Annotated in this window: 21 protein-coding genes; 14 read left to right on the forward strand and 7 right to left on the reverse strand. The window is 61.7% G+C overall.

Translation table 11 applies throughout. The features are described 5' to 3' along the window. Positions 1 to 110: 110 nt before the first annotated feature. Entirely contained in the window at positions 111 to 2,072 is a 1,962-nt protein-coding gene (locus HMPREF2635_RS09950) for a choice-of-anchor I family protein (protein WP_070512513.1), read from the reverse strand. Positions 2,073 to 2,248: 176 nt separating this feature from the next. Here HMPREF2635_RS09950 and ilvA point away from each other — a divergent pair, with 176 nt between their 5' ends. From ilvA to HMPREF2635_RS09970, 4 genes are read left to right on the forward strand one after another with little or no spacing between them, the layout of a single operon-like run. Next, positions 2,249 to 3,532: a threonine ammonia-lyase IlvA gene (ilvA, locus tag HMPREF2635_RS09955; RefSeq protein WP_070512516.1), complete on the forward strand. Its 1,284-nt coding sequence runs from the start codon at positions 2,249 to 2,251 to the stop codon at positions 3,530 to 3,532. After that, complete coding sequence (locus HMPREF2635_RS09960; RefSeq protein WP_046647993.1) at positions 3,532 to 4,179, forward strand: YigZ family protein; 648 nt, start codon at positions 3,532 to 3,534, stop codon at positions 4,177 to 4,179. Before ilvA ends, HMPREF2635_RS09960 begins: the two co-directional genes overlap by 1 nt. A 25-nt stretch (positions 4,180 to 4,204) precedes the next feature. After that, complete coding sequence (locus tag HMPREF2635_RS09965; RefSeq protein WP_070821689.1) at positions 4,205 to 4,441, forward strand: hypothetical protein; 237 nt, start codon at positions 4,205 to 4,207, stop codon at positions 4,439 to 4,441. Positions 4,442 to 4,447: 6 nt separating this feature from the next. Beyond that, complete coding sequence (locus HMPREF2635_RS09970) at positions 4,448 to 4,834, forward strand: RNA-binding S4 domain-containing protein (protein WP_010190494.1); 387 nt, start codon at positions 4,448 to 4,450, stop codon at positions 4,832 to 4,834. On the opposite strand, the gene HMPREF2635_RS09975 is transcribed toward HMPREF2635_RS09970, so the two are convergent. The 5 genes from HMPREF2635_RS09975 to HMPREF2635_RS09995 all read right to left on the reverse strand — a co-directional run bounded on the left by HMPREF2635_RS09975 (position 4,831) and on the right by HMPREF2635_RS09995 (position 10,873). Beyond that, the gene (locus HMPREF2635_RS09975) at positions 4,831 to 5,835 is read right to left on the reverse strand and encodes a GTP pyrophosphokinase (protein WP_070821690.1); all 1,005 of its coding nucleotides are present in this window, start codon (positions 5,833 to 5,835) and stop codon (positions 4,831 to 4,833) included. The genes HMPREF2635_RS09970 and HMPREF2635_RS09975 overlap by 4 nt on opposite strands. A 51-nt stretch (positions 5,836 to 5,886) precedes the next feature. Then, the gene (locus HMPREF2635_RS09980) at positions 5,887 to 6,495 is read right to left on the reverse strand and encodes a hypothetical protein (protein WP_070512523.1); all 609 of its coding nucleotides are present in this window, start codon (positions 6,493 to 6,495) and stop codon (positions 5,887 to 5,889) included. A 145-nt stretch (positions 6,496 to 6,640) separates the two neighbouring features. After that, positions 6,641 to 8,026, reverse strand: coding sequence for a 3'-5' exonuclease (locus HMPREF2635_RS09985; RefSeq protein WP_070515713.1), 1,386 nt, complete (start codon positions 8,024 to 8,026; stop codon positions 6,641 to 6,643). 49 nt (positions 8,027 to 8,075) lie between these two features. Then, positions 8,076 to 10,286 carry a glycogen debranching protein GlgX gene (gene glgX / locus HMPREF2635_RS09990; protein ID WP_070512529.1) on the reverse strand — a complete coding sequence of 737 codons (2,211 nt, stop codon included), beginning with the start codon at positions 10,284 to 10,286 and terminating at the stop codon, positions 8,076 to 8,078. 38 nt (positions 10,287 to 10,324) lie between these two features. After that, the gene (locus tag HMPREF2635_RS09995) at positions 10,325 to 10,873 is read right to left on the reverse strand and encodes a TetR family transcriptional regulator (RefSeq protein WP_049155313.1); all 549 of its coding nucleotides are present in this window, start codon (positions 10,871 to 10,873) and stop codon (positions 10,325 to 10,327) included. A 176-nt stretch (positions 10,874 to 11,049) separates the two neighbouring features. Between HMPREF2635_RS09995 and HMPREF2635_RS10000 the strand changes: the two genes are divergently transcribed. After that, positions 11,050 to 11,805, forward strand: coding sequence for a hypothetical protein (locus tag HMPREF2635_RS10000; protein WP_049155315.1), 756 nt, complete (start codon positions 11,050 to 11,052; stop codon positions 11,803 to 11,805). 8 nt (positions 11,806 to 11,813) lie between these two features. Beyond that, complete coding sequence (locus tag HMPREF2635_RS10005; RefSeq protein ID WP_232751663.1) at positions 11,814 to 12,356, forward strand: hypothetical protein; 543 nt, start codon at positions 11,814 to 11,816, stop codon at positions 12,354 to 12,356. On the opposite strand, the gene HMPREF2635_RS10010 is transcribed toward HMPREF2635_RS10005, so the two are convergent. Then, a complete protein-coding gene (locus HMPREF2635_RS10010; protein WP_070512533.1) occupies positions 12,353 to 13,276 on the reverse strand; it encodes a YbjN domain-containing protein in 924 nt (307 codons plus the stop codon). The genes HMPREF2635_RS10005 and HMPREF2635_RS10010 overlap by 4 nt on opposite strands. A gap of 166 nt (positions 13,277 to 13,442) precedes the next feature. Between HMPREF2635_RS10010 and hisD the strand changes: the two genes are divergently transcribed. The 8 genes from hisD to HMPREF2635_RS10050 are packed head-to-tail and all read left to right on the forward strand — an operon-like array spanning position 13,443 to position 20,288. Continuing rightward, positions 13,443 to 14,792 carry a histidinol dehydrogenase gene (gene hisD, locus HMPREF2635_RS10015; RefSeq protein WP_070512537.1) on the forward strand — a complete coding sequence of 450 codons (1,350 nt, stop codon included), beginning with the start codon at positions 13,443 to 13,445 and terminating at the stop codon, positions 14,790 to 14,792. Positions 14,793 to 14,795: 3 nt separating this feature from the next. After that, on the forward strand, positions 14,796 to 15,899 hold the full coding sequence (locus HMPREF2635_RS10020) for a histidinol-phosphate transaminase (RefSeq protein WP_049155319.1): 1,104 nt from the start codon (positions 14,796 to 14,798) through the stop codon (positions 15,897 to 15,899). A gap of 43 nt (positions 15,900 to 15,942) precedes the next feature. Beyond that, complete coding sequence (hisB, locus tag HMPREF2635_RS10025; RefSeq protein ID WP_049155321.1) at positions 15,943 to 16,575, forward strand: imidazoleglycerol-phosphate dehydratase HisB; 633 nt, start codon at positions 15,943 to 15,945, stop codon at positions 16,573 to 16,575. A gap of 6 nt (positions 16,576 to 16,581) precedes the next feature. Then, complete coding sequence (locus tag HMPREF2635_RS10030) at positions 16,582 to 16,764, forward strand: hypothetical protein (protein WP_049155322.1); 183 nt, start codon at positions 16,582 to 16,584, stop codon at positions 16,762 to 16,764. A gap of 50 nt (positions 16,765 to 16,814) precedes the next feature. Continuing rightward, a complete protein-coding gene (locus HMPREF2635_RS10035; RefSeq protein ID WP_049155324.1) occupies positions 16,815 to 18,035 on the forward strand; it encodes an MFS transporter in 1,221 nt (406 codons plus the stop codon). After that, positions 18,032 to 18,667 (forward strand): imidazole glycerol phosphate synthase subunit HisH, encoded by a 636-nt coding sequence (hisH, locus tag HMPREF2635_RS10040; RefSeq protein WP_070512539.1) that lies wholly within the window; start codon positions 18,032 to 18,034, stop codon positions 18,665 to 18,667. Before HMPREF2635_RS10035 ends, hisH begins: the two co-directional genes overlap by 4 nt. Before the next feature lie 30 nt (positions 18,668 to 18,697). Next, the gene (priA, locus tag HMPREF2635_RS10045; RefSeq protein WP_049155328.1) at positions 18,698 to 19,480 is read left to right on the forward strand and encodes a bifunctional 1-(5-phosphoribosyl)-5-((5-phosphoribosylamino)methylideneamino)imidazole-4-carboxamide isomerase/phosphoribosylanthranilate isomerase PriA; all 783 of its coding nucleotides are present in this window, start codon (positions 18,698 to 18,700) and stop codon (positions 19,478 to 19,480) included. Between the two features lie 4 nt (positions 19,481 to 19,484). Continuing rightward, positions 19,485 to 20,288 (forward strand): inositol monophosphatase family protein, encoded by an 804-nt coding sequence (locus HMPREF2635_RS10050; RefSeq protein ID WP_070512542.1) that lies wholly within the window; start codon positions 19,485 to 19,487, stop codon positions 20,286 to 20,288. Positions 20,289 to 20,412: the final 124 nt, after the last annotated feature.

Genomic DNA, 20,412 nt, shown 5'->3' on the forward strand with positions numbered 1-20,412 from the left:
AATCAGAGGGTTCTCCTTGGGAAGGGATGCGAGGGGATGAGAAAAAAAGGGGGGGGGCTTGGTGCAAGCCCACTTCAATGTAGCAGCCCTCCCCGTGAGCGCGGTAGGGGTTAGAGGAACTTCTCCAGCTGCTCGCGCAGCGGTGCTGGGGCCAGGCTGAGAACCGTTTCACGGATACCCGGGGCACGCAGCAGACCTACGGCAGCGGCTAGGGCGGCGACGACACCGATGACAGAACCAGCGATGATGGCCGCGGTGGATGGGCGGGAGCTCTGGCCGTCCTTGTTCTGGTCGTCCTGGTCCTGCGAGTCATCGCCAGGGTTCTCATCCGGATTCTCGTCCGGCTTCTCCTCGTCGTCCTTGTCGCCAGCGAGGAGATCCTTCACGGAGTAGACGGTCGTGGTTCCGGATACCTCGTTGCCGACGATGAGCAGGTACTCGCCGTTGGGGGAGTCCGCCTTGTCGACGAAGGCAAAGCCCTCCGGGCCTAGGTCGCCGGCAGCAGCGGACTCGTCGGTGGAGAAGTCGCGGTTGTTGACGTAGGTAACGAAGGAAGAGTTAGCAGGGTCGGTGACATCGTAGACGAAGACGCCGCCGACGCGCTCCGCGCCGATGAAGGCGTATGTGCGATCTCCCACGGTGCCGATAGTGAGAGCCTCGGGCTCGGGGCCCTTGTTGTCGGAGCGGTCATCAAACTCGGCGCTCTCATTATCGGCGTTGTGGTGGAACACGCCCGGCTCGTTGAGCTCGGCGGTGATCTTTTCGAACTCGGCACCGGAGTCGAAGACAACGTTGCCCTCCGCGTCGTAGATGCTGAAGGAGCGGGAGCCGTAAGCATAAAGCTCGTCGAAGCAGCCCTTCTCTTCGTTCCAGCCAGAGGCGTTGCTCAGCTTCAGGTTGCCGGCTTCCTTCTTGTCGGCGAGCTTGTCCAGGTCGACGTCGCCAAGCGCGCCCTCGCACACCTTGCCATCCTCGACCACGTCCTTGAGCTCCACCTCATCGGTGTAAACGCCGGAACCGCCGTCCTTCTCCTCCACGCCCCATTCGCGGGCGTCGCCCTCGTTCGCGGTGGCGAAGTAGGTGTGGCCGCCAGCGGTGAAGGCACCGATGGAATCGGGCATGGACAGACCCTTAACCGGGATGGTGCGCAGCTCCGCCTTGTCATCCTTGTTCGAGGGGTCCAGCGGGACTGTCGAGTGATCCGCAATGTGTGCGGGCAGAATCTTTTCCACGGTGGCGGACTCGATGTCAATGACACCGATGGCGTTGGCCTCCTGCAGCGTTACAAAGGCCTTGCCGTCCTGGGAGGTGATGTACTCCGGCTCGAAGTCGATTGAGGGCTTGGAATCGTGGCCGGAGGGGCCGAAGACGCGCACGCCCTCCGGCAAAGGCTGACCGTCGAAGGCAGAGAAGTCGGCGATACGGGCGTCCGCTTGGGTTGGAGCCTCAACACCCTCCGGCAGCTTAATGACGGAGACGGAACCTTCCGGGTCCGTGACGTAATCGGTGCCCTCGGCGTTGAGCTCGTTCGAGGGCTCGCCCTCATTGGCGAGGAGAGCGTAGCCACCATCGGCGGTGATGTGGACGTTATCCGGCAACGCGCCCACCATCACGCGCCCTAATTCGGCGGTCGCCAGGTCCTCGGCCGCGGCGTTGAAGAACAGTGCTTCGCCCTCCTCGGTCTTGTCCGCTTGCTGGACGGCGGCCACAGCCAGGCCATCGGGGCGCACGGCCACGGAGTTGATTTCCTTGCCCTCGCCAGCAGAAATGGAACCGATGAGCGTGAGCTTGGTCGGATCCGAAGCATCGAGGACATCAATCTGGCCCGCATGCGCGTTGACGGTGAGAATGCGCTTGGAGGCCGGGTGGAAGGCCACGATCTCTGCGGCGGACTCTTCGTAGACCCCAGACTCATAGGTGCCAATCGGGGTGACCTTGAGGTTAGCGTCCGCAGCAGAGTGCTCGATGACGTTATCCACAATCGCGGCCGAGGAAGTCGGCACAGCCAGGCTAAGACACGTGGCGGTCGCAGCGCACAGGGTGAGGGAGCGGCGGGAGATAGAACGAGACATGCAGAAAGACTCCTTGTTGCGAGACGAAAAGATTCCGCACCACCGTACGTTTGCCCCTAGTGCTTTTGGGGAACAGTAAGTTGCGGCCAAGCGAGATCTGGGTAAACGTTCGGTGAACCGGTCGATTGCTAGGTAATGTGCGACGCGTGGAGGGCGGGGCGCTAAAATAAGCCACCATGACAACCATCCCGCAAGACTTCGAGCCTATCCACGCCTCTGATATCCAACTGGCCCAATCGCGAATTAGCTCGGAGATTGCCCCGACTCCGCTGCAGTACTGCCCGCGCCTGTCCCAAGAGACAGGTTATGAGGTGTACCTGAAGCGCGAAGATCTGCAGGATGTGCGCTCCTACAAGATCCGCGGGGCTATTTACGGCATGTCAAACCTCAGCGAAGAGCAGCGCACGCAGGGGATAGTTACCGCCTCGGCGGGAAATCACGCCCAGGGCGTCGCCTACGCCTGCCGCACCATGGGAATCCACGGCAAGATCTACGTGCCGGAACCGACCCCGAAGCAAAAACGCGACCGCATCCTGGTTCACGGTGGTGATTTCGTGGAGTTGGTGGTCACCGGCGCCAACTTCGACGAGGCGGCTGCGGCCGCGCACGCGGATGCCGCCGAGCGCGGCGCCTTCTTCATCGAGCCTTTCGACTCGCGCGATACCGTCACCGGTCAGGGAACTGTGGCCGCGGAAATCGTGTCCCAGCTGTCCTCAATGGGCAAGTCCTTGGATACCGTGGTGGTCCCCGTGGGCGGCGGCGGACTCATTTCCGGCATCACCTCTTACCTCGCCGATATGGCCCCGCGCACCGCGGTGGTGGGCATTGAGCCGGCCGGGGCGGCGTCGCTGAGCGCTGCGTTTGCGGCCGGTGAGCCGGTGACCCTGGAGACCGTCGATCCTTTCGTCGACGGTGCTGCCGTCAAGCGCATCGGTGAGCTGCCTTTCAAGATTTTGGAAGCCAACCAGGGCCGCCTGCACCATGACATCGTCTCGGAAGGCGCCGTGTGCACGGAGCAGCTCGCGCTCTACCAAAACGAGGGCATCATCGCCGAACCCGCCGGCGCGCTGAGCGTGACCGGCCTGCGCACGCTCAACCTACAGCCGGGCTCAACGGTGGTCTGCGTGATTTCCGGCGGCAATAATGACGTGCTTCGCTATGCCGAAATCATGGAGCGCTCCCTGGTGCACCGCGGACTCAAGCACTACTTCCTGGTGAACTTCCCGCAGGAGCCCGGCCAGTTGCGCCACTTCCTCCAGGATGTTCTTGGCCCAGAAGATGACATCACGCTGTTCGAGTACCTCAAGCGCAACAACCGTGAGACCGGCGCCGCGCTGGTAGGTATCGAGCTGGGGAGTGCCGCAGGCATTGACGGACTACTCGAGCGCATGGAGGCGTCGAAGCTCAATTGCCAGCAGCTTCAGCCCGGCACGCCTGAGTACGACTTCCTCGTCGCATAATGCTGGAGAGCTATCAGCGCCCCGCCGCCGGTGAGATTGTCGAGCACGAGATTGAGATCAAGCGCTCGCGGTTTATCACCCTCATCGGTCGCGCCACGACGGAAGAGGAAGCACGCACGCTTATCGACGGCGCCCGCGACCGCTTCCCTGACGCCCGCCACCACTGCTCGGCCTACATCTACCACGTTGACGGCTCGAATCCAGTGGAGCGCTCCTCCGATGATGGCGAGCCCTCCGGCACGGCGGGCAAGCCGATGCTCGATGTTCTGAAGGGCTCCGGACTGCTCGATATCTGCGCGGTCGTGGTGCGCTACTTCGGCGGTATCAAGCTGGGCGCGGGCGGGCTCGTGCACGCCTATGGAGGTGCCGTCAGCGAGACGATGGAGCAGGTTGAGCCCGTCACGCGTGCCTTGCGCGAGCTCTATACCGTCGAGGTTTCGCACGCGGAGGCCGGGCGGCTGGAGGCGGAGTTGCGCAACCGTGGCGTGGACATGGTGGATACCGCCTACGGCCAGGCGGTGACCTTCACCGTGTCTGTGGAGCCCGGCGGCAAGGAGGAACTCGCGGCGACGCTCGCGGCGCTGACCCAGGGCGAGGCAGAACCGAAGGAAGCTGGAACTGCCTGGGTCGAGCTTTCAGGCCGCTAGCTTCTGGCCATGTAGAATAAGCCCCATGACTATGCAGCGACGCCCCAACAACCCCATTGAGCAACGCAAGCAAGCCGTGCGCACCCACGCCCGCAACGGAGCTATCTGCGTCGTGGGCGGCGTCGCCGGCGGTGTCCTCTTGGGCTGGGCGCTCACCGGTTTCTGGACCTTCATGGCGATTGGCCTCATCGTTGCCGTGGTGGGTGGCGGGTACAACTGGATTAAAATCCAGAAGATCGTGAACGAGAACCACAACTTTTAAGAACCCATGGTGAATCAGCCCGACGGGCGGCCCGTGCGCATCGATGCCTGGGTCTGGTCCGTGCGCATGTTCAAGACGCGCTCGGAAGCCGCCACCGCCGTGCGCGCCGGGCACGTCAAACTCAACGGCAACGCCACCAAGCCCGCGCAGCAGGTTGTGCCCGGCGACCGCGTGCGCGTGTGGCGCAACCATCACGAGCATGACCTTGAGGTGCTTGCTACCGTGTCCAAGCGCGTCGGCGCCCCGATTGCGCGCACCTGTTACATCGACCATGCCCCGCCGCCACCGCCGAAGGAGTTCATGCCCTCCGTCCCGGTCCGCCCGCGCGGTGCCGGCCGCCCCACGAAGAAGGAGCGCCGGCAGATGGAGAAGTTCCGTGGTGGATTCCGCTAATTATTCCGGAAGTTCTTTAAGGCCTTAAGTCGAGCATTCAAACGGCGCTTGCGGTCCCTGCGGTCTCCGGCATCGGCGGTGGCCTCGATGTGCTGGGCGCCGAATTTGTTGAGCAGCAGGTCGTCGATAAGCCTGACCTGGCCCGGGCGGAAGCGGTAGCGCATGGCGTCGTGAACGTGGGCGATGTCGTCATCATCGAGTAGCTGCCTGAGCTGGCTTAGACGATTGATGCCGTTGTTTTCTAAAAGCTCCGCCAGGAAGCGGTAGTGCTCCGAGCGTGAACGCGGAAAGCGGTTACCCAGAATGATGGCGAGGACGCCGGGGAGGGTCTCTGCCGTGATTTCCACGTCATCGTCCGCCTCAGAGCTGGGAGCCTTGAGCGCGGCGATTTCATCGAATTGCTGATCCGCCAGCTCAATGAGGCCTGCGGCGAGCGTAAAGAGCCGATCGACCTGTGGGGAGGGAGGATTCGGACCCTGTTTGTAGCGGATATCGTGTTCGAACTCGGCCCACGCGTGCTGGAGTACGGTGCGAATCTGAATCTCGAAGGTCCAGCCGATATAAGGCTCAAGTTCCTCCAGCGTGGCGGCGCTATCCTCCGATACCGTCAGTACCAAGTGATGGGAGCCATAACCAAAGCCACCGGAAATTCGCGTCTCCGCTGCCTTATCCACTGAGCGAAGCACGGTAAAGGTCTCTCCTAAAACCTCCAGGGCCTCTGGGATAATCGTGGAGTGGAAGACAGTAATCCGCACGCCTAAGACATCGTGAATATCCTCCCACGGGCTCGGATACATGAGCTCGCCGTTCTCCCGACGCTTTTTCGCCTTGGCCTTGAGCGACGGCCATTGTTTTACGCGGGTGGCCACGCGGTCGAAGATAATTCCGGCGTCGTTCAGCAAGTCCTCGATGGCGTCGCGGAAGTCTTGCGCCGCGGTGGGGTGCGCGCGTACCCAGGAGTGGTACTGGTTGCCCAGGCGGGACATGGATGATTCAGGCATCGTGAAGAACGTGACTCCTTTCGGCCACGGCAAGAATGACGTGAGGCGTATCTACACCTCGAGAGGGAAGCCGTTAGCCAATACTAGTGGTTGCAGGCTCAGAGGGGGACGATGGCGCGGGCGCAACTCAGCCGCGCGGCAGGCCAGTTCCGTCGCTCGCTGTGGGGAAACGTTTAGCAGCGCGTAGAGGGTGTGCGCATCAGGAACGAGGTAGGTAATGCTCGTGGCTTGGCTCAAGCGTTTCAGATGATTATCCAGGATAACGAAGGCCTGCGGATGCGCCAACCACGACGATACGGTGCAGCGATGCACGCGCACCTCGAGGCTGCCTTCAGCGCCGCTGAGACTCTGCTCCGCTGGCCGGGTAAAGAAACGCAGTCCCTGCTGTGTTAACGCGCGGCGTTGAAGATTAAGCGCTGCGGTATCCCACGCTTGGCGCGTAGTCAGGCCCAGATCGTCCAACGCACGCTGGCTCACGCGCTTGGTTTCGGCACCCGTGCCGTGCACCATGGACATCGATAGCGTCCGCGAGAGCTGGATGCGCGCGGGCGAGTCGCCGAAGCCATCATCGCACAGCTTAATTCCGTTGAGCTCTTCGCTCGGGCAGAGCGAAGGGAGTAGGTGATCGACGTGAAGCGAGGTGGGCAGCGCGATGGTCATGTGTTCGTCTCCGTGAAAGGTAGGCTAGTGCGGATTCCTTGCCTTTATTGGACTGTGTCTTGCGCCCACAGGTTCCCACCGGAGAAGAGAAATTTCACTGCGCGCTAGAGCTTGGATGCCCTAGCGCCCTAGCGCCTTTTACTGCCTAGAACGGTGGGGCTTCGTCGAGCTGCAGTTCCTCTAAGAGCTTGTCGGACTGCCAGATGGCGATGTCCTGGCCGTTGCTTTGCAGCTCTTCGGCACGCTTTTCCTTCGACGTCTTGGTGGCCCACTGGCCCACGACGAGGATGGTGGTCTTCTTCGTGACGTTTTTGCCTACCTGGCCGCCGCGCTCAGCGATCTTGGACCACAACAAGCCCTTGTCGAAAGGCTCAAAGTCACCGGTGAGGGTGACATTCTGGCCAAACAACGCGCCTTCCGGGTCGGCATCGGGGTTCGGATCCGGGATGGTGTCCGGGGTGGACACGGACTGCCACGGGGCCGGCCCGCGGCGCTCCTGCGAGGAGGAGCGCTTCTTCTGAGCACCCGAGGTAGCACCCGCCATGCGGGTGTTGTCGCGGAAATCTGTACCTGCGCCTAGGTCTGCTGCGGAAAGCGGTGCGGTGTTGGCGCGGAGGACAGGGATAACCGAATCCTCGCTTAAGGTTCCCAGTGCAAACTCGCGGGTAGAGAACAATTCCTCGATGGAACCGGAGTGGCCAAAACGTTGAGCCAAGGCACTGACAATTTCCCCAGCGGCGCGGGCATCCGCCGTGGCCTCGTGGTGCTGAAAATCTTCGGCGCCAATGTAGGAGGCAACGGTGGGAAGCTTATGGTTGGCCACGTCGATAACGCCGGCGCGGGAGGCGTCGCGAGCCAGCGCTAGCGAACATGCTAGGCGCACTTCTGGGACTGGAGCCGCCGCCTTCTGGAGGCCACTGCGCAAAGCGGTGGAATCGAATTGCGCGTTGTGGGCGACCAACGTGTCGGAACCGAGGAACTCGAAGAGCTCGGCAGCGGCGTCCGCGAAGGGGGAAGCGCCGGCGACGTCGTCTGCTGTGATGCCGTGGATACTGATGTTGACATCGTCGAAGTGCTCCAGACCCGGCGGGGGAGTACACAGCCACGTGCGGGACTCAGTTTCTTCACCATCGCGGAAGCGGACCGCTCCGATTTGGCAGACCGAACCCCAGTTGTCGTTAGCGGTTTCCACATCGACAGCGGTGAAATTCAGTCCGTCGACTCGGCTGCTGGTCGCCGGCGCTTCGCCGCGGAGGGCGGCCTTGACCGCCTGAGCGAAGGCCTCCGCGTCCTGGCCTGGGGCGAAGCGGATGACCGTGTCCCCAGCATTCCCCGCAGCATCGACCGTGCCGCGCACCACGACCTGCCCGAAGCCCGTGGCCGTTGGCGCCGTGCACTCCACGCTCGTGGCATCGGCCATCGAGAGAGCCTCGTGGGCCGGTGCGCCGAGGGACGCAGCAAGCTGGGAGCGGCGGAACGTGAGGGCATCGGCGGTGACATCAATGACAGCGCCATGGGCGGTATAGGACACAGATTCCTTTCAGGACAGGGGAGCAGAGCGTAGGTGGTAAAGGAGCAGTCTAGTTCTCGTCTGCTCCGGCGGACTCATCGCTGTCATCGAAAACCGGCGGCTCGGTCTGGCGGAGGATGAGCGACGTGCGCGGTTGCACCACGATGGATCCCTCAGCCGCGATGAGCTTTTCTTCATCTGGGTAGCCACCGGAGTCAGACGTATCCACGATGAGGCGCCAGCTAGCACCCAAGTCCTTCTTCGGCAGAGTGAACTCGATCTCCTCGTGGTGAGCGTTGAAGATCATGATGAAGGAATCATCCGTGATGCGCTCACCCCGGGCAGTCGTCTCCGTAATCGCGTTGCCGTTGAGGTAGACCATAAGCGCCTTACCGAACTCAAAGTCCCAGTCTTCAGGGGTCATCAGCTTGCCGGAGGGAACCAGCCACGCAATATCTCGGTCTTTCACCTCAGAACCGAAGGGGCCGCCGGCCAAGAAACGCTGGCGACGGAACACCGGGTGGTTCTTGCGGATATTAATCAGGCGCTTGGTAAAGCCGTGCATGGCGATGTTCTTCTCTTGCTCCAACATCGACCAATCGATCCACGAAATCTCGTTGTCTTGGCAGTACACATTGTTGTTGCCACCCTGGGTGCGGCCCAGCTCATCGCCGTGGCATAGCATCGGGGTGCCCTGGGACAGCAGAAGGGTGGTGAGGAAGTTACGCACCTGGCGGCGGCGAAGCTTCTTAATCTCTTCGTCGTCAGTGGGGCCCTCCACACCGTGGTTCCAGGAGCGGTTGTGGGATTCACCGTCGCGGTTGTCTTCTCCGTTTTCGGCATTGTGTTTTTCGTTGTAGGAGACCAAATCACGCAGCGTGAAGCCATCGTGCGCGGTGATGAAATTGATGGACGCGGTGGGGCGGCGGCCGTTGTTGGCGTAGAGGTCGGAAGATCCGGTCAGGCGCGAGGCAAACTCGCCCATCGTCGACGGCTCGCCGCGCCAAAAGTCACGGACGGTGTCGCGGTACTTGCCGTTCCACTCGCTCCAAATGGGCGGGAAGTTACCAACCTGGTAGCCGTTATGGCCCACGTCCCAGGGCTCGGCGATGAGCTTGACCTTGGAAACCACCGGATCTTGCTGGACTAGATCGAAGAAGGTAGCCAGCTTGTCGACGTCATCAAGCTCGCGCGCCAAGGTGGAAGCCAGGTCGAAGCGGAAGCCGTCGACGCGCATTTCCGTTACCCAGTAGCGCAGCGAATCCATGATCAACTGGAGGGAGTGCGGGTGGCGGACATTAAGAGAGTTACCGGTGCCGGTGTAGTCCATGTAGTGCTCGGGGTTGTCATCAACCAACCGGTAATAGGCGTGGTTATCAATGCCGCGGAAAGCAATGGTCGGACCCATGTGGTTGCCCTCGGCGGTGTGGTTGTAGACAACGTCGAGGATGATTTCGATGCCGGCCTCGTGGTAGGCGCGAACCATGGCCTTGAACTCGGCGACCACCTCGCCGGGCTTCTTGGCGTAGGCATAGTCCGCATGGGGCGCGAAGAAGCCGAAGGTGTTATAGCCCCAGTAGTTGCGCAGCCCCAGCTGGCGCAGGCGATCATCCTGCAGGAACTGGTGGACTGGCAGCAGCTCGACGGCTGTCACACCCAGGTCCTTGAAGTAGTTGATGATGGCCGGGTGTGCCATGCCGGCATAGGTTCCGCGCAGCTCCTCCGGAACATCCGGGTGCGTCATCGTCATGCCCTTGACGTGGGCTTCGTAGATGATGGTCTCGTTATCTGGCGTGTGGGGGCGGTTGTCGCCGTGCCACTCGAAGAAGGGATTAATCACCACCGACAGCATTGTGTGGCCTAGGGAATCATCGTCGTTGCGTCCGGTGCCGGGCTCGTCCGCGAAGATATCGTAGGAGTACAGAGAGGCATCGCCATCAAAATCACCGTCGAAGGCGCGAGCATAAGGATCGACAAGAAGCTTTGAAGGATCGCAGCGCAGGCCATGTTCTGGTTCATAAGGGCCATGGATGCGGTAGCCATAGCGCTGCCCCGGGCTGACGTTGGGAAGGTAGGCATGCCAGACGTGGGCGGTGATCTCGGTCAGTTCAATGCGTTCTTCGTTGCCGTTGTGATCGATGAGGCAGAGCTCGACCTTCTCGGCGATCTCGGAAAAGATAGCAAAATTAGTACCGGCCCCATCGAAGGTGGAGCCGAGTGGGGAGGGGGAACCAGGCCACACCTGGCGAGATGGCGTTATATCAGCACGGGTCTCAGTCATGAGGCTTAGTTTAGTCAATTCCGCTGCATGCGATCGGTTCACAGCGTGCGTAAACCCGCGACCATGAGTTCTGCGGCGCGCACCAAGGTGTCAACGCCTGACACAGCATTCGACGCTGAGGGAGCTGCGCTTGGTGACGCCCCACTGAGCTGTTCTCGGGATTGCTCCATGAAGGTCGCTCCCAGGACGTAATGGATGAGAGCGCGGGCGGCGACGCCACTATCCTCCGGTGATGCCCCGGGGGCTTCCCGCTTCAACGCGGAGGTGAAAAGCTCCTCCAAGTCAGAACTTGCTGAGGATTCGGGGAAAGCGGCACCTGCTATGGCGACTTCGGCGCCGTCGCGCCAGCGTGTGAGTTCCCCATGAAGGGAGCTGACCAGCTCCGTTGTGGTCTCTCCTGTAACGGGGGAGAGGATCTCGGAGGTCATTGCGGCGATGAGCGATTGCTTATTGGCCACATGCCAGTACAGCGCGCCGGGAGCAACGCCGAGGTTGGTGGCAACACGGCGCATGGTGACATCGGCGAGCCCGTAGCGTGTCAAGAGCTCGAGGGCGGTGGAAACGATAGCGTCGCGAGAAAGGTGCACAACAACCCACTCTACGCGGCGCGGAAAAACACCAAGCGTGGCTCACAGGAAGCTTCAAGGTGAAGTGTAGGGTTTATACAATCATGCCTTGTTAGGGTTATGTGAAGTGCCCAAGAGCAACTGCCACGCCCAGCGTGGTTTTACTATCGCTCTCTATAGATATTAGGAGTTATCCCTTGTCTTTTCTGACACCTGCCAAGAAGTCCCTCGTCGCTGTTGCGCTCGTCGCGCCGCTCTCCTTGGCTGCTTGCGGTTCCGATGATGAGAACGCTACCGATACCGCTTCCTCCGCGGTGAAGACCACCACCACGACGGAGTCCAAGGACAAGACCTCCGAGGGGCAGTCGAAGGAGAAGGATTCTGAAAAGAAGGAGGGAGACGAAAAGAAGGAAGGCGAAGAGAATAAGGACGGCGAGAACGCCGATCCGAAGCCGGAAGGGGAGAACCCCGAGGGCGGCGAAAACCAGGCCATGGCTAACCCCTTCGAGAACGGTGTGGATCCGTTCCAGAGCATGCCGAAGGTTGAGCCGGTCCAGGGTGAGGCTGCAAGCCAGGAAGACATTGACGGCATCAATGGTCTGGTCCGTGGCATGTACGAGCAGCAGACCATGCGTTCCTTCGTGAAGTACCTCCCGGAGCACACCTGCGCTGAAGTGCGCAACGACCCGAACTCCGGCCTTGACCAGGTGGACTACAACCAGGTTCCGGATGTTCCGATGGACCAGCTCAAGGACATGATGGCGGCAGCTGGCCAGGACACCTCGCAGATGGAAGGCTTTGACTGGTCCAAGACCGGTGTTGAGTCCATCAACGATGTCGTGGTCAACGGTGACGATGCATCCGCAACCGTGAACGTCAACACCAGCAAGGGCATGGACAGCTCCACCATGCGCTTCAAGCGTGAGAACGGCAACTGGACCTTCTGCGGCTAGAACATATCGTGCCTGCACTGCGTGCACCTAGCTTTCGCATACCCCGCGCCATCGGATTTGGTGCGGGGTTGCTCGCGTTAGCGCTCCTCGGGTTTTCTGTGGCCGGCGCCGCGTGGGGGCTGTGGCGTCCTGCCCTGAAGGGGCACCGGGTTGATGATGGCGGCTACGCCCTGCGCAACGTCGCTAACGTTCAGTTTGATTCCTACATTACTTTTGTACTCATTACCGGTGCCCTGGGTATGGCGTTGGGGCTTATTGCCTATCGGCGCGGCGAGCGCTACCGCGGCGTCGGGGTATTGCTGTGGGTAGCCCTGGCTTCCTTGGCTGGCGCGGCGTCGTTCTACGTCTTTGGTGGAGCTACCGCAACGAGTATCCCGGACGATCCCGGGGAAATTGTGGAGTTCGTGCCGAAATTCTCGCCCGGCATCGCCTGGCTCGTGGGGCCGTTCATGGCCATGTTTACGTACTGGTCCGCAGTATTTGTCAATCCTCCTCGTGCCGTGGACGACGAAGAAGCGGAGGCAATGGTGGCTGAGGCAGAGGCTCCTTAGGGCCAAGCGACGGGGGAGGAGCCCACAGCATCGCGTGAAATGTCATCGATGCCGTGGAGGACGTGTTTGATGCCGCGGCCTAGGGCGGTGATCAGTTGGGCGTCGGAAAGCCCAGCGCCCGTCATGACGGCGTAGTCAATGCGCACCTGCAAGCCATCGACGTTGGAGTGGCAGAAGGCAGAAGCCGAGTGGTTGGTGCGGTTCCAGTCATTGCAGATGAGGAAAATTTTGGAGAATTCGCTGCCTGGGAGGTTGGGATCCCAATGGCCTTTAATGATGAGGCTCGGCCCAGAGTCGATGGCGAAGGCAAAGAGGACATCGTTAATCCACGCGTAGACGGCCTCTTCCGCATCTGCTTGGAAACGCGTAATACCGAGGGCGGGTAACAGCTCCCCGAGACGAGCGGTGTCGACTGTGCCGACGGGGCCGTCGAGCTCTATCTGTTCTTCCGGAGCCGCCGGGCGGGGAAGCGTCAGAACGGGGAAATAATCCGCTAATTCCTCAAGGCAGGCCGACGCGTTGTGCAGCGCAGGAACGACAGAGGCGGAGAGCTGGGCCGCCGTGGGTTTCTGGTGCACGACGAGGAAGGAATGGCCCCACACCTCGACCTCGGTCGGGGAGGAATAATTGAGCACGAGCTGCGGCGAAAGACAATCGTGGTTCCAGTCGTTGACGAACTCGCTGAGTGCGGGGATATCGCCGAAGCCCAAGACACCGTGGTGGGTGGTGCAGAAGCGCAAAATAGGCTCGCCCTCGGTATCCATAAAGGCACGGGTCTCCCCGAGCGGCGGATGGGGGAAGAGGAGTTCGTGCGCGCTGACCCGGATGCAGTGGAGGCTTTCGCGGTGCGCGAGGTGCTCCACACGGGCAAGCAGATCCGAGGTGGAGTGGCTGTCATTACCTTCGGCGCCGTTGCTCATCTCGCCGCCTCCCTTCGCCGAGTCGGGGTGCCGGAACGTGTTAGTAGTGACACATTCTATAACCTGCACCTGCCAGCTCGCTGGCTTTTTGGCACGGGTATAGTAATGGGAAGGTATAGAAACCGCTGCATATTATGCGGCTGTATATTATGAAAAGGGCTTGAGCATGCTACGAACCATTGACCTGCGCGGAGAGACTCTCACCACCTCCCGCCTGCGCCGAGTATTGCCGCGAGGCGGAACCGATGTTTCCTCAGTCATGGACATTGTTATCCCCATGGTGAACAAGGTGCGAGAAGGTGGTGTTGCGGCGGCCCTCGACTTTGGTGAGAAATTCGATGGCATCCGCCCCGCCACGGTGCGGGTCCCGCATGAGGAGCTCGAGAAGGCGGCCCAAGAACTGGCCCCTCAGGTCCGGGCAGCTATCGAAGAATCTATCGCCCGCGTGCGCGCCGTTCACGCGGACCAGAAGCCGGCCCCACACACGACAACGCTGGCGCCAGGTGCAACGGTTACCGAGGTTTTTCAACCCATTGAGCGGGTAGGACTGTATGTGCCAGGAGGCAAGGCGGTGTACCCATCCTCCGTCATTATGAATGCCGTCCCGGCCCAAGAAGCAGGCGCTGAAGCGATGGTCGTGGCTTCTCCGCCGCAGAAGGAATTCGGCGGCCTGCCGCACCCGACGGTGCTGGCTACGTGCCACATGCTCGGCGTGGACGATGTCTGGGCAGTCGGTGGTGGACAAGCCATCGCCTTGCTGGCCTACGGCGACGATGAACCCGCCACGGGGGAGGATGCTCTTGAGCCCGTGGACATCATCACCGGCCCCGGCAATGTCTTTGTTGCTGCTGCCAAGCGCGCGGTACACGGCGTGGTGGGTATCGATGCGGAAGCCGGCCCCACCGAGATCGTTATCCTGGCCGACGAGACCGCCAACCCGGTCTACGTGGCCTATGACCTCATTTCTCAGGCGGAGCATGATCCGATGGCTGCCTCCGTGCTCATCACCGACTCGGAGGAGCTTGCTGCCGCCGTGAATGCGGAAGTAGCTCAGCGCTACACCGCCACCGCGAACGCCGAGCGCGCAGCTGAGGCTTTGCGCGGCGAACAGTCCGGCATCGTGTTGGTCGATGACCTCGAAGCGGGCATTGCTGTCGCGGACGCCTATGCCGCTGAGCACTTGGAGGTTCACACGAAGAATGCCCGGGCAGTAGCGGAGCGTATCCGCCACGCCGGTGCCATTTTCGTGGGTGATTATTCGCCGGTGCCGCTCGGTGATTACTCCGCTGGCTCCAACCACGTCTTGCCCACCTCGGGAACCGCGCGGTTTAGCGCTGGGCTGTCGACGCACACCTTCCTGCGCCCGGTCAACCTCATCGAGTATGACCGCGCAGCACTCGGGGAGGTGGCGGAGAATGTGATTGCCTTTGCCACCGCGGAGGCACTGCCTGCCCACGGTGAAGCAATTGCTGCACGATTCGCCGATGCCCCAGATACCCAGAAAGTAGAGGCTTAAGTAATGGCTGAGTTGAAGGATCTTCCCCTGCGCGAAGAATTGCGCGGCTCCAGTGCCTATGGAGCCCCGCAGCTGACGGTGACCAACCAGCTCAACACCAACGAGAACCCCTACCCGCCGTCGGAGGCGCTGGTCAAGGACATCGTGGCGGCCGTCGAAAAGCACGCCCGAGAGCTCAACCGCTATCCAGAGCGCGACGCCGTCGAACTGCGCACAGCGCTGGCGGGGTATGTCAGTGAGCAGACCGGCGTGAATGTCAGCGTGGACAACGTGTGGGCGGCCAATGGTTCCAACGAGGTGCTGCAGCAGCTGCTCCAAGCCTTCGGAGGGCCGGGGCGCAGCGCGCTGGGATTTACCCCGAGCTATTCCATGCACCCCATCCTGTGCGCGGGCACCCAAACCGAATTCATCTCCTGCCCGCGGAACGAGGATTTCCGCATTGCGGAAAAGGAGGCGCTGGAGGCCGTCGCCAAGCACCGCCCCGACGTTGTCTTTATTACCACCCCGAACAATCCCACCGGTGACGTCACCCCGATCGACCTAGTGGAGAAGATCGTGCAGGCCGCGCCGGGCATCGTCATCGTGGACGAGGCCTACATGGAGTTCTCGCCTTCACCTTCTGCCACCACGCTGCTGGCGAAATATCCGACCAAGCTCGTGGTCTCACGCACGATGTCCAAGGCCTTCGATTTCGCCGGCGGACGCTTGGGCTACTTCGTGGCCGATCCGGCTTTCGTGGAAGCCGTGATGCTCGTCCGCCTGCCCTATCACCTCTCTGTCCTCTCCCAGATCGCGGCCACCGTGGCTCTGACACACAAGGAGGAGACTTTGGGCACCGTGGCGAAGCTGTCGGCGGAGCGGGACCGGGTTGTCGCACGGCTCCAGGAGCTCGGGTACTACGTGGTGCCGAGCGAATCCAACTTCGTGTCCTTCGGACGCTTTGCCGATCAGCACGCGGTGTGGCAGGGGTTCCTGGACCGCGATGTCTTGATCCGAGATAACGGCGTACCGGGACTCCTGCGCGCCACGATTGGCCTGCCTGAAGAGAATGATGCCTTCCTTTCGGCCGCAGAGGACTTGGCAGATACAGTAGAGATGATTAACTGAGCCCCTCCTATGGGGCACGATTTGAAGGAGGAGAGTGGGGACGATGAGCGCTGATGAAGCTGCACGCCGCGATGGCGGCGACCGCATTGGCCGCGCCGAGCGCGTTACTGGGGAGACAAAAATCTCTGTAGAAATCAACCTCGATGGCACCGGCCAAGCGGATATTTCGACGGGGCTGCCGTTCTTTGATCACATGCTGAATGCTGTGTGCACCCACGGCTCCTTCGACCTTCGCGTCCACGCCGACGGCGATATCGACATCGATGCCCACCACACCGTCGAAGACACCGCGATTGTTCTCGGCCGTGCCTTCCTGGAAGCATTGGGGGACAAGTCCGGTATCCGCCGTTTCGGGTCCCAGCTGCTGCCCATGGATGAGGCACTGGTGGAGGCCGTCGTCGACATTTCTGGGCGCCCCTACTTCGTGATGAATGGCGAACCGGAAAACATGGAGTGGCAGGTCATCGGCGGGCACTACGCCACGGTGATCAACCGTCACTTCTTCGAAACCTTTGCCACGCACTCGGCGACGACTCTGCATGTCAACGTGCGGTACGGCCGCGATCCGCACCACATCACGGAGGCTGAGTACAAGGCGGTGGCCCGCGCCCTGCGCCAGGCTACTGAGCGGGATCCGCGCGTGACCGGAGTTCCTTCGACGAAGGGAGCCCTCTAAGCCGTTATGAACTTGTTGGTTCTCATTCTCTTTCTGGTCACCGGTTTGCTCGTCGGCGGCGCGTGGGCGGCGTATCAGAATGGCTCGGTGCTGATGACCGTGGTCGCGGGTGCGCTCGCGGCGGTCTCCGCGATCGCGGCGCTGGCCTGGATGCTTGACATCTTCTCAGCGGGGGTGGCAGCGAAGTGACGGAAAAGACCCCTCAGAGCGTATGGAAGGTCGCCGGCTTTAAGGAAACCATGATCGCGGTGGTTTCCGCCTTCGGTGCCTGGTCGGTCCTGCTTCCAGTGGTGCCCCTGGCCGTGCTGGACTCCGGTGGCTCCGCCACGTTGGCTGGCGCCACCACCGGCGTGTTCATGTTGGCCACGGTGCTTACCCAGATGGCGACTCCGATGCTGCTGCGCATCTTTGGGTACCGTCCGATCATGGCGGCCTCGGCACTGTTGCTGGGGCTGCCGGCATTGGGGCACATGCTGGGCGATGCCGCCCCGATCGCCCTGGGATTCTCCGCCCTGCGCGGCATCGGTTTTGGCGCTCTCACAGTGGCGGAGAACGCTCTCATCGCAGAAATTACGCCGCGGCGTTTGCTGGGCAAGGCCACCGGTATCTTCGGTTTGTTCATCGGTGCAGCCCAGATGGCGTTCTTGCCTTTGGGTCTCGCAGTGGCTTCAGCCTTTAACTACAACACGGTGTATCTCCTAGCCGCTGGCCTTGGCCTGCTGGGATTCTTTACCTGCATTTTGGTACCGCAAATCAAGGCAGCTCCAGTGGGGTTGCCGGACCCAACGGATACCACTCCGCGGGCACCAATGTGGAAGCTTGTGCTCGTCCCAGCGCTCGCTCTGACCAGTTTCTCCGTGAGCTACGGCGTCGCCTCCAATTTCATTTCCCCGGCGGTGCGCGAGCTGGATCCTGAGCGTGGCGCTGTCCTGGGTGGCCTCATGCTGTCCGTGATCGGTGGCGCGGCCATGATTTCACGCTATGTCGCCGGTGTCGTGGCGGACCGCGTGGGCCAGCCAGGCACGTTGATGATTCCAGCCCAGGCTTTCTCAGTCTTTGGTGTGGGTCTAATCGCCGCCGTGCTGTGGCAAGAATGGTCAGTATGGCTGCTCGTCTTCGGCACGGTCATCTATGGTGCGGGTTTCGGCATCGTCCAGAACGAGGCCTTGTTGTCGATGTTCGACCGTCTCCCTCGCGAGCGCCTGTCCGAAGGTTCTGCGGTGTGGAATATCTTCTACGACGGTGGAACTGGACTTGGTTCGACGGTTCTCGGCGCCGTCGTGGCTATGTCCGGATACGATGGCGCCTTCGCGGCTGGTGCCGCCATCATTGCGGTTGGCCTGCTCATGTCCGTGGCTGACCGCGCTTTGGGCAAGACCCGTGTGAGCGAGCTGAATGATATTCAGACTCGCCTGCGCATGATTAGAAGGCCGAGGAGGCCCGGAAAGGAGCCACGATGAGCTCATACGACGTAGTAGTCCTGGATTATGGTGCTGGCAATGTCCGGTCGGCAGTGCGCGCGCTGGAGCGGGTCGGCGCTACCGTGACGGTCACCGCGGACCCCAAGACCGCCGTGGAGGCCGATGGCCTCCTAGTCCCCGGCGTGGGCGCCTTCGCTGCCTGCATGGAGGGGCTGCGCGCCGCGCAGGGACCACGGATTATCGGCCAACGCTTGGCTGGCGGGCGCCCCGTCCTGGGAATCTGTGTGGGTATGCAGATTCTTTTTGAGTCAGGCACTGAACACGGCGTGCACACCGAAGGTTGCGGCGAGTGGCCCGGGGAGGTCACCCGCTTGCAGGCTCCCGTCCTCCCCCACATGGGATGGAACACCGTGGAGCTTCCCAGCGGTAGCTGCATGTTTGAAGGCGTGAGCGCGGATGACCGCTTCTATTTCGTGCACTCCTATGCCGCGCGCAGCTGGGAGCTCGAGACCGAGATTACTGAGCCACCGAAGGTGGCGTGGTCTGAGTATGGCGGTGACCGCTTTGTCGCCGCGGTAGAAAACGGTGCGTTGTGGGCCACTCAGTTCCATCCGGAGAAATCGGGTGATGTGGGCTCGCAGCTGCTAAAGAACTGGATTGGAACGCTTTAAAGAGCCCGCGTGAAAGGTAGACTACCCACCATGAGCTTTACACTGTTGCCCGCGGTTGACGTCGTTGATGGTCAGGCAGTACGCCTCGACCAAGGAGAAGCAGGAACCGAAAAGTCCTATGGATCGCCGCGGGAGGCCGCCCTCAAATGGCAGGCCCAAGGCGCGCAGTGGTTGCACGCGGTGGATTTGGACGCCGCCTTCGGTCGTGGCTCCAATCACGAGCTGCTCGCTGAAATTACGACGAGCGTGGACCTAGACGTGGAATTGACCGGAGGCATCCGGGACGACGATTCCTTGGCGCGCGCACTGGCCACTGGTGCCCGCCGCGTCAATATTGGAACCGCGGCGCTGGAAAACCCAGAATGGATTGCCAAGGTCCTCGCAGAGCATGGCGACCGCATTGCAGTGGACCTCGCCGTCCGGATGGTGGATGGTGAGTGGCGCACACGCGGTCACGGCTGGGTATCCGATGGCGGGGACCTCTGGGAGGTGCTCGAGCGCCTTGACGCAGCTGGCTGCACCCGTTTCGTGGTGACGGATGTGTCGAAGGATGGCACGCTCCAGGGGCCCAATATCGAGCTGCTGCGTGAGGTGGCGGCCGCCACGGACGCCAAGGTGACTGCTTCCGGCGGCATTTCCACTCTCGACGATCTGCGCGAGTTGGCTCTTTACGAGAACGAGGGGATCGATTCCGCCATCATCGGTAAAGCACTCTACGAAGAGCGCTTCACCTTGGAGGAGGCTCTTGCAGCCGTTGCGGAGGTTACCCCGCTGCCGGGAGAGGAATACATCGACCCGATCGAGGAGAAGTAGGCCTATGGCCCCGATGACAGGAACTTCAGCGTCGGATCCGCGCGAACTTGTTGCCTTTGCGGAAGCCGCGGTGGACCAGGTTGATGATCTCTTCCGCAGGGGCCTCGGCGCGGCACCCGCGCGTTTCAAAGGCGAAGGAGACTTTGCTACCGAGGTGGATCTGCTCATCGAACAGCAGTTGCGCCAGACATTGGGCCAGCTCACCGGCATTCCGGTGTTCGGTGAAGAGTCCGGTGGCAACTTGGAGGAGACGGTGTGGGTTGTGGATCCGGTAGACGGAACCGCGAACTACTCGGCTGGGAATCCGTGCTGCGGCATTCTTGTTTCGCTCCTGCACGATGCAAAGCCGGTCGTCGCCGTCGCCGACTTTCCATTGTTGAACCGCCGTGTTGTTGCGGCGCAAGGGATGCCGCTGCGTACGACCGGCGGCCCGGCGACCGGGTTCGGGGGAGGAGAGGAGGCTCTCGGATTCGACGAAGCGCGCGGACACGTGGGCTGCTCCTCGCACCTGCCCACGAGCCTATTCAACGACCTACGGGAGACCGGGTTGCGGCCCCGCATGACTGGGTCGGTGGGGCTGGACAACGCTTTTGTCGCTCAGGGCGTGTTCGACGGTGCAGTGAATTTCTCGCCGCACCCGTGGGATAACGCGGCGGGCGCGCTCATCATTAAGGCTGCCGGTGGCCGTGTGAGCGACCCCGAGGGCAATGAGTGGACTGCACACTCGAAGGGTTTCGTGGGCGGGACCCCGCAGGTGCATGCCACGATTTTGGAGGCCATTGCTCGAAATCCGCGTGGGGACCGCTAAATAGGCCCCGTCCCGGGGCTGAAACCGGTGCTCAGCACTGGCGCTGAATCCCGGACTTATTCTTTAACGTTTTACCGTTTTCCTACTATGTTCATCACCGTTCGGTGGTCCCGAGTGGACTGCT

Source organism: Corynebacterium sp. HMSC035E02 (assembly GCF_001836065.1).
GTDB classification, from domain to species: domain Bacteria; phylum Actinomycetota; class Actinomycetes; order Mycobacteriales; family Mycobacteriaceae; genus Corynebacterium; species Corynebacterium hiratae.